The organism is Chitinophaga sp., assembly GCF_019236475.1.
Classification (GTDB): domain Bacteria; phylum Bacteroidota; class Bacteroidia; order Chitinophagales; family Chitinophagaceae; genus Chitinophaga.
On sequence record NZ_JAFAIX010000003.1, the window covers coordinates 345,506 to 359,494 of the forward strand.

A 13,989-nucleotide genomic window follows, 5' to 3' on the forward strand; every position below is an offset into this window, starting at 1 on the left:
TCCGTTTTTTATCTTTTTCGTTGTCAGTGCCCGTTGGGCATTGACAACAGCGCGTTTTGCGTTTCGCAAGAAATGATTTATTTCTTGATGAACACTTGTGTAAAAAAGGTGATGCGGCCATCTTTTGCGGCCCCGATGCCAATCAGATCGTAGTCGCCCAGCATATTTTTGCGGTGACCTGGACTATGGATCCATCCGTCGACCACAGCTTCTGCGCTGAGTGTGCCATAGGCTACATTCTCCGCTGCTGCGCCTACACGTCCCATTTTTTTGGAGATGTTCGCTACGCGACCTTCGAAGCCTTCATGACCGAAACCGGTGCTACCATTGGCCATATCACGGCTGTGACGTACTGCTTGTTGACTGCAGTAGCTATCCAACTGCAATGGTTTTAATCCTTTAGAAGCTCTGAAACGGTTAGTGTAGTAGAGGATTTGTTCCTCCAATGTGCCGCCGCCCTCGTCGGAAGCCTGACGGGTGGTAGCGTGAGAACATGCGCTTACTTGGAAGGCGCAGAGGATGGCTACCAGAAATGCAAAGATGTGGCGGCTTTTCAAAACGAACATAAAAATAATGGTTAATAATAAAAAATGATTAATGTGATTATAGCACTGACTTAAAAATTATGCCAAGGTTTATTTTTTGCGCAAGAATGTATGCGTTTGCTTGATATTTTTTTTCGGGAGACACGTAACTATCGTTCCACCGCCGGTATCACGATGGTGGTGTAGGGTGCATAGAGTTGCCAGTTTAAATGCGTGTACAAGGCTTTTCCTTGGCTGGTAGCTACGAGTAATCCGGTGGTTGCTCCCTCTTGGCGGGCGATATCGCTGAGAGTAGCCATGACAGCGGATCCTAGGCCCTTGCGTTGGTGAGCCTGTTCCGTGGCTATACGATCAAAAATGGCATATTGACCAACTATGACAATACTTCCCATGGCTGCCAAATCACCGAATGAAGTATACACCTTGGCAGTTGGGTGAGCGCCTCGCGTTGTTTCCAGGTAATATGAGGGGGGCAGGTGCACGGAGGCCTGGCTGTCTCCCAATATCCTGGTCATCATAAATCCAGGCGGACAAATTTCCCAGGGTGGCAGTAGCATAGGGCGAATCTGCTCCGGTGTGGCACAGGCTTTCAGGAAAATATAAGGTTGGGTAATTGTTTGCTGGAGCGCTTGCCATCCATACGATAGCTCAGGGAAAACATAGCGTACTTGTTGATCGGGCCAGCCTACGTCAATTCGGAATCCACCCTGATCCGGCACGGGCGCCATAGTGCCACGAGCGATGGCCCAACCTTTCAGCCAAGTTTCTACCAGGATGGGATCAACGGGATCGTATGGATAGCGCGATGGCATATGAAAATAAAGATAAAGAAAGCTGTTTAAAAAACGGATTTGGGCAGGAACGACAGGCAAGAGAAATTCCTTAGGTAAAAAAGAAGCCGGCTCAAAACAAGAGCCGGCTTCAGATGCATTAATATACGTAAACAGTTGTCTTATCTTTTGTTGATAATATCCTGCCAAGTATCCATCATGTTTTTGGAACCGATGAAGATAGGCACGCGCTGATGCAACTGAACAGGCTTCAGCTCCAACAGGCGCTGACGACCATTTGCCATAGATACGCCGCCGGCTTTCTCCATCAAGAAAGACATCGGATTACACTCATAGCAAAGACGCAAACGTCCTGCTTTCCACTTGCCAAAGGCCGGATACATAAAGATACCGCCTTGGATCAGCGTACGGTGAATCTCCGCCACCATACAACCTACGAAACGATGACGATAAATACGGTCGTTTTCATTGCGGGCCATGAAGTGGTCGATGGTGTGCTTGACATTTTCATCATACAGGTGATAGTATCCCATGTTTACAGAGAAAATATCGCTTTCAGGAGGGCATTTCAGGTTTGGGTGCGACAGGCAGAACTCTCCAATAGAAGGATCCAGCGTAAAGCCCTGTACACTACGGCGGGTGGCATATACCATCATAGTAGAAGACCCATAGATAATATAACCGGCAGCGATTTGCTGGGTGCCTGGCTGGAGGAAGTCTTCCAGGTTACACTCCTCTCCTTCCGCAGACAGTCGGCGGTAAACAGAGAAAATAGTACCGATGGAAACGTTTACATCAATGTTGCTAGAACCATCGAGAGGGTCCATTAAAACAACATATTTGGATTTCTTGGAGTGTTCATCTGTGAATGGAATAAAGTTCTCTTCCTCTTCGGAGGCCACGCCACAGCAGTAAATGCTGCTTCTCAGAGAAGCAATAAACTGATCGTTTGCAAATTCGTCCAGCTTTTTCACAGACTCACCCTGGACGTTGGTTTTACCCGCTTCGCCGAGAATATCAGCGATACCGGCTTTGTTTACTTCCACATTGACCCTTTTGGCAGCGAGACCTATATCTCGCAATAAACCGGAGAGCTGACCGGTTGCACCGGGATAATTTCGTAATTCTTGGATGGTGAACTCATCCAAGGTCATTACTCTTTCCTTGTGATTCATAACGCTACTAACTAAGTTTCCTGGCGAATTTACTGCAAATGGATTTTATTTTAATGAAACTGTCATTTCTCTGTAAACAGATTTTAAAACAATTCTAAACTTGTCTTACTTTGCCGAATATTTTTTTAATAGAATTTAAACTATCATATGAAGGTTTTCAAGTTCGGAGGCGCAAGTTTAGAAAGTGTTGAACGTATTCGCCAGGTAGGACAAATTATACAGTCTTACCCAGATGATAAGCTGTTGATCGTTATTTCTGCTATGGGTAAAACGACCAATGAGCTGGAAAAAGTGGCACAGAACTACTATCTGCGTAAGCGGGAAATCGCTGCACAATTACTTTATAACATTGAGCAACAGCATATACAGATAGCGGAAATGCTCCTGGGCACCCGGGAAAACCCGCTGTATCTGCAACTGCAGCAGTTCTTCACGGAAGCAGAATGGACCCTCGGCGAGAAACCAATGCGCGCATATGATTATTATTACGACCAGTTGGTAAGTATGGGTGAACTGCTCAGTACTGCCATTGTGAGCGCCTATTTCAATTCAGTGGGCATCAATAACATCTGGCTGGACGTAAGGGATGTATTCCGTACAGATGATAACTTCCGGGACGGTAATATTGACTGGGCGTATACCCAACGCCAGGTGACCGAGAAAGTACAGCCCCTGTTTAATGAGACCGGCATCATCATCGCGCAGGGATTCATTGGCGCTACAGATCAGAATGAAAGTGTAACCTTGGGCAGAGAAGGGAGTGACTATTCCGCCGCAGTTTTTGCCAATATGCTGAATGCTGAGAGCCAAACCATCTGGAAAGATGTGGAAGGGCTGAAAAACGCAGATCCAAAGCTCTTCAAGAATACCGTGAATATTCCAGAAATCAGCTACGGAGAAGTGATCGAAATGGCCTTCTACGGTGCACAAGTAATTCACCCGAAAACCATCAAACCACTGCAAAACAAGCAGATACCTTTGTTGGTAAAATGTTTCTTGGATAAAAACCTCCCTGGTACCGTTATCAAAGAAGTGGCCGATGTGCGCAATTTGCCTCCTATTATAGTGCTGAAGAAAAATCAGGTGTTGCTACATATAACTTCCAAAGATTACTCCTTTATCACGGAAGAGAAGATCAGCGATATTTATGAAATATTTCACGGATTGAAAATCAAGATCAATCTTATGCAGAATGGCGCTATCAGCTTTTCCTGCTGTATAGATCATAATCCGGAAAAAATAGAACTCCTGATTAAGACATTGCATAACGATTTCAAGATCAATTATAACGAAGGATTGGAATTGCTGACCGTACGTTATTACCACGACGGACTGTTGGAAGAACTGAGTAACGGACATCCTATATTACTGGAACAGCGCTCTCCGATGACGATTCAGCGCTTGTGGAAGAAATAAAGTTATCTTCTACGAATTTATTTTAAAATCATTGTGCAACTTTTTTTATACCCGTGCGTCTTTATAAAAAACGAGGTATGAAAAAAGTTGCATTTTTATATATAGTGGGTGTGATGGCCGTGGCCTGCGGGGGAAAAATCTGGGCAAGCCACAGGTCGGATGTCACCCCCGATGTACTACCCTTCGACTTAATTAGTGCCGGCACCTTCCAAGCTCCAGCCGGTACAGAATGCCCTAGCAATATCACCAATCTAAAGACGGAAACCAGAGAAACAGATTTCAAGGTTTTGTTGCGTAGCATATTCATAAAAGATATCAAATAACAGGTTTGCTCACCTGAGTTTTTGCTAAGAGAATTATAACTGCTTCGATAGTATGAAAAAGTTCATGATGGCTTTGGGGATGCTTATGCTCCTGATGTTGACCTCCCATGCCCAAAAATCTTCCGCTGTAAACGGACAAGTAAGTATCAAAATCATTGATAAAGCGGGAAAACCGCTGCCTTTCGCCAGTGTATTATTGCGTCACGTAAAGGATTCTGCACTGGTGAAAGGAGAATTAAGTACGGAAACTGGTGCCGTTGGATTTCAGGAAATTCCAGAAGGCCAATACTTTCTACAAGCCTCCCAGATGGGTTTTACCACCGCATATACACCTAATTTCACTATAGACGCCGGTCACAGGAAAATCAATATAGATAGTATTGTACTGGTGCCACTTTCCAAAACATTACAAGGTGTAAACGTTACTGCACAAAAGCCTTATATCGAAAGAGAACCTGGTAAAACCGTACTGAATGTAGAAAGCAGTCCTACCGCTGCTGGTAACTCCGCACTGGACCTGCTTCGTAAAGCACCCGGCGTTGTAATCGACAATAACGAAAACATTGTACTGCAAGGTAAATCTGTGCAGGTGATGATAGATGGTAAGCTTACCTACCTGACTGGAGAACAACTAACCAATCTGCTCAAAACTACGCCAGCAGAGAATATCGGACAGATAGAACTGATGGCCACTCCTCCTGCAAAATACGATGCTGCCGGTACCGGAGGTATCATCAACATAAAAACTAAAAAAGGTAAACTGACTGGTATCAATGGTACAGTCAACGGAACCTACAACCAGGGATATTATGCGAGCTTCAATGGTGGTGGTAATTTCAACTGGAGAACAGAGAAATTCAACCTGTATGGAAATGGTAACATCGGACAATACCGGAATCGGGTGGACAGAGAGTTCAAACGTACCTTCCGTGATGCCCACGATACCTCTATGCTCACCCAAGCCATTTCTCAACTTGGTAAATTCATTGATAGGGATTACAAAGTTGGTTTGGACTACTTCCTGACCGATAAACATACCGTGGGCGTATTGGTGAACGGTTACAATAATGCTTTCACTTCGACTGTTCCCAGTACTACCCCACTATTTAAACCAGGACAGCGTCCGGATTCTATCCTTTCGTCCTTCACCGCCAATGACAATCACTTCCACAATGTCGCTGTCAATCTGAACTATAAAGGCATACTGGATACATCAGGAAAAGAAATCAGTGTAGACGCGGATTATGCCAGCTTCCGTAATGCCCGTCATTTAACGCTGAACGACAGTATGCTGGATAACCACCTTGGGCAATTCAGGAATATGAATGGAGTACAGAGCAATGCTACTGCGAAAATCACCATTAAGAGTCTGAAAGCAGATCTGACCTGGCCACTTGGTAAGCAGGGAAAACTGGAAGCCGGCGCAAAAGTAGGATTGGCTTCTATAAACAACATCATGCTGTATGACTCCCTGCAAAATGGAAAATATGTGCGCGCCCAATCACAGAGCGATGAATTTGATTACTCAGAAAATATTTACGCCGCCTATGCTGCTTATAAGAAAACAATCAAATCCACCAGTTTCAATGTGGGAGGCCGATTCGAGTATACCAATTCCAAAGGGGTATCTCATAGTATGGATAGTACTGTAGAGAATAACTACTTGAATTTCTTTCCGAATGTTTCTGTAGAGCAGAAACTGAATGATAAAAATAAGATCAGTCTCGCCTATACTCGTCGTATTGATCGTCCGGATTATGGCCAATTGAATCCATTTATCTACTACCTGGATCGTTATACCTATCGTCGTGGGAATCCTTATCTGCGGCCGCAGTATACCAACTCTACTGAGTTCAGTTATGTTTTGAAGGACAAATACATTTTCACGTTGAATTATAGTCGGACCAAGCAAATAATGGAAGAATTCCTAGACCAGGACGATGCTACCAAAATCACCATCAGTAAGGATCTCAACTTTGATCATTCTGATCGTGTGAATCTCTCTGTTACCGCGCCATTTGATCCTACCAAGTGGTGGCATATGGATAACAACCTCAATGCTGGTTACACTAGTTACTTGGTGCAGGCTGGTAATGGACCGTTGCAAACCCGTTCTATCTGGGATTACAATGTAAATACCACACAAACGATCACCTTGCCAAAGGATTACAAGGTAGAAGTAACAGGTTTTTACCAGTCACCATTTATCTTCGGTATATTCAAGGGGGATCCGCAGTATAATATGAATTTGGGCATTCAGAAAACCTTCCTGGACAAGAAAGCGACGATTAAACTGAACTGCAATAACCTGTTGCATCCGCAGTATTTCAAGGGTCGGGCACAGTATGCCAATTTGGATATGAACATTTACAATATCTGGCAATACAGAAGTTACAGTATCTATTTCAGTTATAAATTCGGCAATAACTCCATTAAGGCCGCTCGTGACCGGCAAACTGGTACCAGCGCAGAGAGCAAACGCGCTGGTTGATTTTCGTCATCATCATCAGTTAAAAAAGGGCTGGTTGTTCGTATGAGCAACCGGCCCTTTTCTCAATCAGGCACTACGTGTACCATTGATATAGTGCTCCAGGTTTGTGATGACGTATTTCTGGTCATCAATGATATACTTCACCACATCACCGATAGAGACTAGGCCAATGAGTCGTTGTTGTTCATTTACAACAGGAAGATGACGGATATGCTTCTCCGTCATTTTCACCATACAGTCTTCAATAGAAGTTTCTTCCGTAACTGTGATGGGATTTTCTGTCATAATTTCCCTGATAAGCGTTTCTTTAGAGGATCTGCCCTTGAGGATAACACGGCGGGCATAATCGCGTTCGGAGAATATGCCAAGGAAATTGTCATTTTCATCGACAACCGTCAATGCTCCCACATTATGTGTTACGAGCATTTGAATCGCTTCATAGACGGTATTGTCTGGACGAATAGCATAGACTGCGTGACCCTTGGCCTCCAGGATGGTGCGTACTGTTCCCATGGTAAGCCTATTTGGTGATAGAATTGAAAATCGACTCTTTCCTAAGATAATCTTTTTTACTGATATTAAAAAGCATCGATTCTCATTCGTCAGGCTGGCATGTAGTTATGGCAGTAGAGTCAGTAACAAAGCCGCCAGATATAGGCCGATACCATATACTGTATGTGCCATCAGGCTCTTCCCGCGCGCGATTCCAGGTTTTGGGGTGCGAGAGGCGGCTATTCCCAATCCCATACCGGGCTGCATCAGGAAGAAAGGCGCTGCCGTAGTGCCGATACCTATGATTAAAGCAGGCAGGATAGTGGGAGACACGAGCCATTCGGGCCCCCAGAGCATTACCAGGAGAATGGAGAAGGTGATGCCGATGCCATAGTGCGCCATCCATCCTAGGGTTAGTTCGCCAGGAATGGGTGCTGAGGCCATGATGGGGTTATGGGTAAATTTCCCTTTGAAGATATGCCCGATCCATCGCCCTACGAAAGCGTAGTTAAGTCCTTGTATATTAAATAGTTTGCGTAGCAGCCAGGCCCAGATATCCATTATTAGCGTGGCGCCAATGCCCGTCAGGATTGTTTTTAAGATGATCTCCATATATAATCGAATTTATACTTCCGAACAGTGAATAGGTTACCGAACACTGTTCGGCAATATGACAAAAAAAGCACCGGCTCCTGGATGAGAGGGGACGGTGCGGTGTATTTACAACATCAGGATACTTGATTTCGAACGATGGCCCCGATTGCATTTTTCAGAATGCGGAGGTTCATCTCTTTACTTAGTTGGTCGTTGGTAATATTGATAGCAGCCAAACCGTGTACCATGGCCCAGAGGGAGAAATAGGTATCGCGGACGGTTTTATGCTCCGGATCTTTTGCATGGAGGACTACCGCAATGGCTTCCTGGAAAAGTTGTTGTGGCAGGGTAGCATTAAGAATCGCTGCCTCCGGCTTAGGGCAGCTAGTTTGAATACCATACATCAATTTGTATAGTTCACCATGTTTGAAAGCGAATTGCCAATAGGCCAGCCACATGGCTTCCAGCTTGGCATACGGCGTTTTTTGGCGCGCCGCCGCTTTGCGCAATCCTTCAGACAATAGGGTATACCCCTGCCCTGTCAGTTCCGCCAGGATAGTATCCTTATTGGCAAAGTACTCATAGATGGAGGCTACCGCATATTCAATACGGTCCGCTATCTTGCGCATACTCAATGCTAGACAGCCTTCTTCTATAATGATCTCCAGCGCTGCATCCAGGATGTCTTTCCGGACCTGCGCTTTCTCCCGCGCTATTCGCTCCTTACTTCCCATAATCCAAATAATGTTTTATTACCGAACACTGTTCGGCAAAGCTACGAATGAAAACTGGATTTCCAGCAATGAAATAAAAAATCCCTGCAGCGAGGTCGGCTGCAGGGATAGATAAGGGCGTGTCTCCCTAAATAATTATTCTAATGTTTTCTCTCCTTTCACAGGAGCCGCTGTTTGCTGATGCAGGTCAAATACCAGGATCTGGTTTTCGCCTTTCTTCAGCCATGGCGCAGGACAATACAGTTTTTTCTGCGGACCGATTTCCCAATAGCGGCCCAAGTTATGGCCATTCACCCATACGATGCCTTTCTTAAAGGCAGCCATATCAATGTAAGTATCTTTTGCTTCAGGTAGTTGGAAGGTAGCGCGGAAGAATTTCCCTTCACGGCCATCAGTGGTAGCGGAGGAAGCAGACAGTTGTTGTACGAACTGTTCGTTCATTGGCAAACCAAAAATTTCCCAATTCATCAGTGTCATACCATTCAGCACTACCCTATCTGTAATACCTTTGCGGTCAATAATCGCATCTGCGAAATTGATACGGCCCATACCTTCCACGAGGATTTCCAATACAGGATCTTGTACATCGGATTTCGGCAGATCGATGGTTTTCTCTCCCAATCTGCGATCCAGCTTACCTATATATTTTCCATTCAGGAAAACAGTGGCATAGTCGTGTAGCTCCTTAATAGTGAGTTTACCGCTTTTATGCCCAATCAGTTTTGTTCTGTACAGCATAAAACCATAGTCCTGGCCCAATGCTTCAAAAGGCACTGGCTGCGGCATTTTCACTGCTTTAGGCAGATGTTCCCAAACAGTTGTAAATGGTTGCAACGTTATTGCTGGGAAAGTAGTGGTAGGTATTGGTGCAGGAATGGCAGGTAATTTTTTGCCTTTCGGCAGATACGATCCAATCAGTTTGCGCAGCACCATATATTTCGAGGTCGTATCGCCTTGCTCATTGATAGGCGCATCGTAATCGTAGCTGGTTACGTCTGGCTCATATCCTTTACCACCAGAATTGGCGCCGGCAGTATAGCCAAAGTTGGTACCACCATGAATTACATAGAGGTTAAATGAACGCTTGGTATCCATGAGGAATTTAACTTCCTTGGCGATACCCTCCGTTCCAGGGCGTTGCCATTTTTCGCCCCAATGCGTCAGCCAACCAGGATAAGATTCACTGCTGAAGCTTGGTACGTTTGGATTCTGTTTTTTAGCTTGTTCGAAATCCGCTTCAGAGCCACCGGAATCCAGTCCGATCGCCGCTCCGGCCACAGATCCTGCTTCCAGCATAAATGGCGTTGCACCATCGGCGGTATAGAAAGGTACATTAATACCATTCTTTACCCACATATCGCGCAGGGCATACAGGTAATCTTTATCGTTACCATAGCTGCCGTATTCATTTTCAATCTGCACCATTACTACAGGACCGCCATTGGTTACCAGTAAAGGTTTCACTTCCGCCGCCAAGGCATCCACATAACGTTTTACATTTTCAATGTAGCGAGGGTCCATGCAACGCACCTTGATATCAGGCGTTTGCAACAGGTATGGAGGCAAACCGCCAAACTCCCACTCCGCGCATACATAAGGACCTGGGCGCAACATCACCCACATGCCCTCTGATTGCGCAATTTTTATAAACTCGGCAATGTTGTGATTAGTGGTGGTAAAATCAAACTTCCCTTTCTCCTGTTCGTGGTAATTCCAAAATACATATGCTGCGATGGTGTTACAGCCCATCGCTTTGGCCATTTGAATACGATGACGCCAGTATTCGTGGGGAATACGGGCAGGATGCATTTCGCCGCTAATGATCTGGAAAGGCTTTCCATCCAGCAGAAATTCTGTTTTATCCAGTTGGAAGGTGTGTTTGCTTTGTGCCTGCACTTGCTGTCCTATCCAGCAGGATAATGCCAGCATGCCGCTCAAAATCACTTTTTTCATTGCTCTAAGTGGTTGTTGATGTTAGGATTATTAAGTGTCCAAAATACGGTTTTTATTAAATAATTATGCTGTATCAAAAGTAATTTTGATAAAAAAGGGCTTTGACGTCTGCGACGTCAAAGCCCTTTTTTATTTTTTTAGTTGTCCCTGCCCTGCGGGCAGGGACAACAAGTCGGAAAGTTTTGTCGTCTTTCCCTTGGGGATTAGAACTACTGCGACGTCACTCCCGTTTTTTTAGTTTCTCCCTCGTCCCTATCCACCGGGCAGGGACAACAAGCCGGAAAGTTTTGTCGTCTTTCCCTTTGGGATCAGTACTACTGGGACAAGCAGAAGAGTTTTGCTTACTTAGGCTTTCTTATCCAACAACAGGTTGATCATATCTTGCATCATCAACTGCGCTTCTGGTGTTTGAATCATAAAACCGGAGAAGATGATTCTACCCTCTTGGTCTATTAAGAAGTTGCTTGGTGCACCTCTTACTGGCAGGTTCGTACGATCCGCCTCTTTATCTTTCAGCGGCGTGAAAGTATACTTACTAGACTTCACAAAAGGAATTACATAGTCATCCTGGTCGGCCATAATGTTTACTCCTACATAATTCACTTTAGTTCGGTCGAAATGCTTCAGCACTTCTTCAAAGTGAGGGAATTCGCCCCTGCATGGACCGCAACCGGGGAACCAGAAAGTGAGTAATACCACTTTGCCTTTGTAATCCTGCATGCTTTTCTTACCTGGCTCCATGTAAGCGTCAAATGAGAAAATAGCAGGCTTGGAGGTAGCCAACAGTCTAGATTTGATATCATTTACGATCGCTTCATCTGTTTTGCCGGTCTGACGGCCATAGTTGAACAAAGGCTCCTTCAGGGCACGTGCAGGCTCTTTCAGGTAGGCTTTCATCAACGTATCGTATGCTTGCTGAGGGCTGACAGCCGCTGCTGCTCTACCTTTCGCCAGTGCGACAATACTGATGGTTGGGCCCCAGCGTTTTGCTTTTACTGTGTTCAGCAGGGCTGTGGCTTCAGCCGTTTTACCGGCTTTCAGTAGTTCATCTGCTTGCATCAACTGCTCTGCCATTACTTTATCGCCTGCAAATTCCTCCTTCGTAGATGTTTCAATACCTGGTGTTGCTGCGAGCTCTCCAGCCACGGCAGCAGCTTTCCCTGGATTGAATCCGAGCAATGCATCAAAATAATCATTCATGCCGTAACTCGACCAACGTGATTTATTGATAGGATAATGCTGCTTCATATCTTCATAGATCGCCAGCTTTTCATCACGTTTGGATGTACGCAAAGCTTTCCAGTACATGGCTTGCGCACCACGGTCACTCTCCGGGAATTTGGTTCTCAGCTCTTTCAACAGTGCTGCCCATTTAGCCGGATCAGCAGTTTCGAAACTATACATGTATTGGAAGAGGTAATCCGGACTATTAGGATTTGCCTCATATGCTTTTCCTTTGTATTCAGCAGCTTTATCAAATTCACCCCATCTTTCCGCATCTATTGCCAATTCTGCGTAAGCCTCTGCCAGCTTAGGATTGGCGGCTACTGCTTTCAGGAGGTATGGCTTTGCAGCAGGACTTTCCTGTTGCGTGTACAGCACGCCCATACCATAGTTGAGACCCGCTGATTTCGGATATTTTTTCAGCAATGTCCTGAACGTATTCAACCTGACAGTTGTATCGCGGCCTGTAGAGCGGTTAAAGGCGTCTATTGCAGCAATGTTATCCGGATTTTTTGTGATGACCGACACCAGGCTATCTACCTGCTTTTTCTCCAGCTTCTGTGCGGCGGCCATGCCTGGAATGGCCATGAAAGCCATTGCCATGGCTGTATTTCTTGAATACAATTTCATAACTGAGTTTTTTTAGGATGAATATTTTTTAACGCGATCACCAACCTGGATTTTGTTCAGGTACTTTGCCAGCAGGATATTTCTGCAACTGGGATTGTGGGATCGGGAAATAGTACATTTTATCATTCCAATAGCGCTGTTCCAGTGGTACCGTTTTGTAACTTCTCACCCCATTTGTTTCGGTGATCTGTACAGCGGTAATAGCCGCGCCTATCATAGTAGAGCCAGTACCCCAACGACGAATGTCGTTGAAGCGTTGCCCTTCAAATGCCAGTTCTACTGTGCGTTCGCGTACATACAAATCCCATGTAAGTTGGCCTGCCTGTATAACGGGCATGCCTGCACGCTGACGTAGGAAATTGAGGTAGGTTCTAGCTTCTTCGGGATTTCCTAGTTTCAGTTGACACTCTGCATAGTTGAGATATATCTCCCCTAAACGCATCATAATACAGTTCTGATAATTACTGTTATTACCATTGAACACATAACGAGGATTCAAGAACTTCCGCAACATATAACCCGTGATGGCCGTGCTGTATGTAGAAGGATTGTACTTGGAGCCCAACTTCAGATCCATCGTTTGGTTGATCCAATCGGTGCCATCATAGATGATGCTGGCATGTAAACGCGAATCCCTGTTGGCATATGGGTGCGCAGGATCGAACAGGGGCGATTGATTCCAGGGCAAGCCGTCTGTCATCAGGTATTGATCCACCATATTCTGGGTAGGGCAATCTATCAGGCTGCTGAAACCTGTAAAAAAAGTGGAGTTGTCATAGAGGTCCAGTGAATGTGTACTTCCACTCTGATCGCTACCATATTCTTTATTGAAGATGACCTCTTTATTATCGTCATTCTCCGGGAAGAACATAGCGCCATAATCAGGGAACAGGCTATAACCACCTTTGTCGATGATCTCTTTCGCAGCGTCGGAAGCCGCTTGGTAATCTTTATGATTTAACAGCAATCTGCATTTCATGGCTATTGCTGCATACTTCGTAGCGCGGCCTGCTTCCGCTTTGGAATATGATGCTGGGAGTAATGCTGCCGCCTGTGTAAGGTCGTCTAGCATAAATTTCACACAATCATCATCCGTACCACGTGCCATGGTGAGATCGTCTTGTAAGGTCAAAACCTTGGCGACGATTGGGAAACGACCAAAAATGGAATACAGGTCCATATAGTGGAGCGCTCGCAAAAACAGCATCTCTCCCTTAATGCGCTGTTTGGTGGCATCACTGAGCGGCATGGCCGACAAATGCTCCATCACATTGTTACAGTTCCGGACATTGGTATAAGTATTATCCCATACATCGCTGTAAATGCCGTTGGCAGGGGCATATTGCCCTGTATTAATGAGGTTTGAACTCTGGAATGATCTGGCAGATTTTCCTTCATCTGTGATATCCATGGGCATCCAGTTGCCGGCATCGCCATAGATACAGTGAATACCAGAATAAGATTGCAATACCACGCGACTAATCAAGGCACTATCTTTCCAGATATTGTTATCGCTGTAGAGGTTCAGCGGTCCTTTGTTCAACGCATCCTTGTTACAGGCTACGGAACCAAGTATAAGCGTTCCCGTTATATAAGTAAGAATTTTTTTCATATCAGTAAG

General features: G+C 45.2%; 12 protein-coding genes. 3 read left to right on the top strand and 9 right to left on the bottom strand.

What is annotated here, in order from left to right; translation table 11 throughout:
• Positions 1-77: 77 nt before the first annotated feature.
• The 3 genes from JO154_RS03625 to fbp form a co-directional block, all read right to left on the bottom strand.
• Positions 78-566, bottom strand: a complete 489-nt coding sequence (locus JO154_RS03625) for a CAP domain-containing protein (RefSeq protein ID WP_291941884.1) — start codon at positions 564-566, stop codon at positions 78-80.
• Positions 567-694: 128 nt separating this feature from the next.
• Positions 695-1,357: a GNAT family N-acetyltransferase gene (locus tag JO154_RS03630; RefSeq protein ID WP_291941886.1), complete on the bottom strand. Its 663-nt coding sequence runs from the start codon at positions 1,355-1,357 to the stop codon at positions 695-697.
• Positions 1,358-1,497: 140 nt separating this feature from the next.
• Positions 1,498-2,511 (bottom strand): class 1 fructose-bisphosphatase, encoded by a 1,014-nt coding sequence (gene fbp, locus JO154_RS03635; protein ID WP_291941887.1) that lies wholly within the window; start codon positions 2,509-2,511, stop codon positions 1,498-1,500.
• A gap of 147 nt (positions 2,512-2,658) precedes the next feature.
• Between fbp and JO154_RS03640 the strand changes: the two genes are divergently transcribed.
• The 3 genes from JO154_RS03640 to JO154_RS03650 all read left to right on the top strand — a co-directional run bounded on the left by JO154_RS03640 (position 2,659) and on the right by JO154_RS03650 (position 6,741).
• Positions 2,659-3,927 (top strand): aspartate kinase, encoded by a 1,269-nt coding sequence (locus JO154_RS03640; RefSeq protein ID WP_291941888.1) that lies wholly within the window; start codon positions 2,659-2,661, stop codon positions 3,925-3,927.
• Positions 3,928-4,004: 77 nt separating this feature from the next.
• Positions 4,005-4,250 (top strand): hypothetical protein, encoded by a 246-nt coding sequence (locus tag JO154_RS03645; protein ID WP_291941889.1) that lies wholly within the window; start codon positions 4,005-4,007, stop codon positions 4,248-4,250.
• 52 nt (positions 4,251-4,302) lie between these two features.
• Positions 4,303-6,741: an outer membrane beta-barrel protein gene (locus JO154_RS03650; protein ID WP_291941891.1), complete on the top strand. Its 2,439-nt coding sequence runs from the start codon at positions 4,303-4,305 to the stop codon at positions 6,739-6,741.
• Between the two features lie 66 nt (positions 6,742-6,807).
• Here the strand turns inward: JO154_RS03650 and JO154_RS03655 are convergent, their stop codons facing one another.
• The 6 genes from JO154_RS03655 to JO154_RS03680 all read right to left on the bottom strand — a co-directional run bounded on the left by JO154_RS03655 (position 6,808) and on the right by JO154_RS03680 (position 13,980).
• On the bottom strand, positions 6,808-7,254 hold the full coding sequence (locus JO154_RS03655) for a CBS domain-containing protein (RefSeq protein ID WP_291941892.1): 447 nt from the start codon (positions 7,252-7,254) through the stop codon (positions 6,808-6,810).
• 105 nt (positions 7,255-7,359) lie between these two features.
• Positions 7,360-7,845, bottom strand: coding sequence for a DUF2938 domain-containing protein (locus JO154_RS03660; RefSeq protein ID WP_291941893.1), 486 nt, complete (start codon positions 7,843-7,845; stop codon positions 7,360-7,362).
• A gap of 116 nt (positions 7,846-7,961) precedes the next feature.
• Positions 7,962-8,561: a TetR/AcrR family transcriptional regulator gene (locus JO154_RS03665; RefSeq protein WP_291941894.1), complete on the bottom strand. Its 600-nt coding sequence runs from the start codon at positions 8,559-8,561 to the stop codon at positions 7,962-7,964.
• A gap of 135 nt (positions 8,562-8,696) precedes the next feature.
• Entirely contained in the window at positions 8,697-10,514 is a 1,818-nt protein-coding gene (locus tag JO154_RS03670; protein WP_291941895.1) for a beta-galactosidase, read from the bottom strand.
• A gap of 345 nt (positions 10,515-10,859) precedes the next feature.
• Positions 10,860-12,368, bottom strand: coding sequence for a redoxin domain-containing protein (locus tag JO154_RS03675; RefSeq protein ID WP_291941897.1), 1,509 nt, complete (start codon positions 12,366-12,368; stop codon positions 10,860-10,862).
• A 37-nt stretch (positions 12,369-12,405) separates the two neighbouring features.
• Entirely contained in the window at positions 12,406-13,980 is a 1,575-nt protein-coding gene (locus JO154_RS03680; protein ID WP_291941898.1) for a RagB/SusD family nutrient uptake outer membrane protein, read from the bottom strand.
• Positions 13,981-13,989 lie beyond the last annotated feature (9 nt).

Coding starts and splice junctions, on each gene's coding strand:
- JO154_RS03625 (WP_291941884.1), bottom strand. CDS start 566: ATGTTCGTTTTGAAAAGCCGCCACATCTTTGCATTTCTGGTAGCCATC.
- JO154_RS03630 (WP_291941886.1), bottom strand. CDS start 1,357: ATGCCATCGCGCTATCCATACGATCCCGTTGATCCCATCCTGGTAGAA.
- fbp (WP_291941887.1), bottom strand. CDS start 2,511: ATGAATCACAAGGAAAGAGTAATGACCTTGGATGAGTTCACCATCCAA.
- JO154_RS03640 (WP_291941888.1), top strand. CDS start 2,659: ATGAAGGTTTTCAAGTTCGGAGGCGCAAGTTTAGAAAGTGTTGAACGT.
- JO154_RS03645 (WP_291941889.1), top strand. CDS start 4,005: ATGAAAAAAGTTGCATTTTTATATATAGTGGGTGTGATGGCCGTGGCC.
- JO154_RS03650 (WP_291941891.1), top strand. CDS start 4,303: ATGAAAAAGTTCATGATGGCTTTGGGGATGCTTATGCTCCTGATGTTG.
- JO154_RS03655 (WP_291941892.1), bottom strand. CDS start 7,254: ATGGGAACAGTACGCACCATCCTGGAGGCCAAGGGTCACGCAGTCTAT.
- JO154_RS03660 (WP_291941893.1), bottom strand. CDS start 7,845: ATGGAGATCATCTTAAAAACAATCCTGACGGGCATTGGCGCCACGCTA.
- JO154_RS03665 (WP_291941894.1), bottom strand. CDS start 8,561: ATGGGAAGTAAGGAGCGAATAGCGCGGGAGAAAGCGCAGGTCCGGAAA.
- JO154_RS03670 (WP_291941895.1), bottom strand. CDS start 10,514: ATGAAAAAAGTGATTTTGAGCGGCATGCTGGCATTATCCTGCTGGATA.
- JO154_RS03675 (WP_291941897.1), bottom strand. CDS start 12,368: ATGAAATTGTATTCAAGAAATACAGCCATGGCAATGGCTTTCATGGCC.
- JO154_RS03680 (WP_291941898.1), bottom strand. CDS start 13,980: ATGAAAAAAATTCTTACTTATATAACGGGAACGCTTATACTTGGTTCC.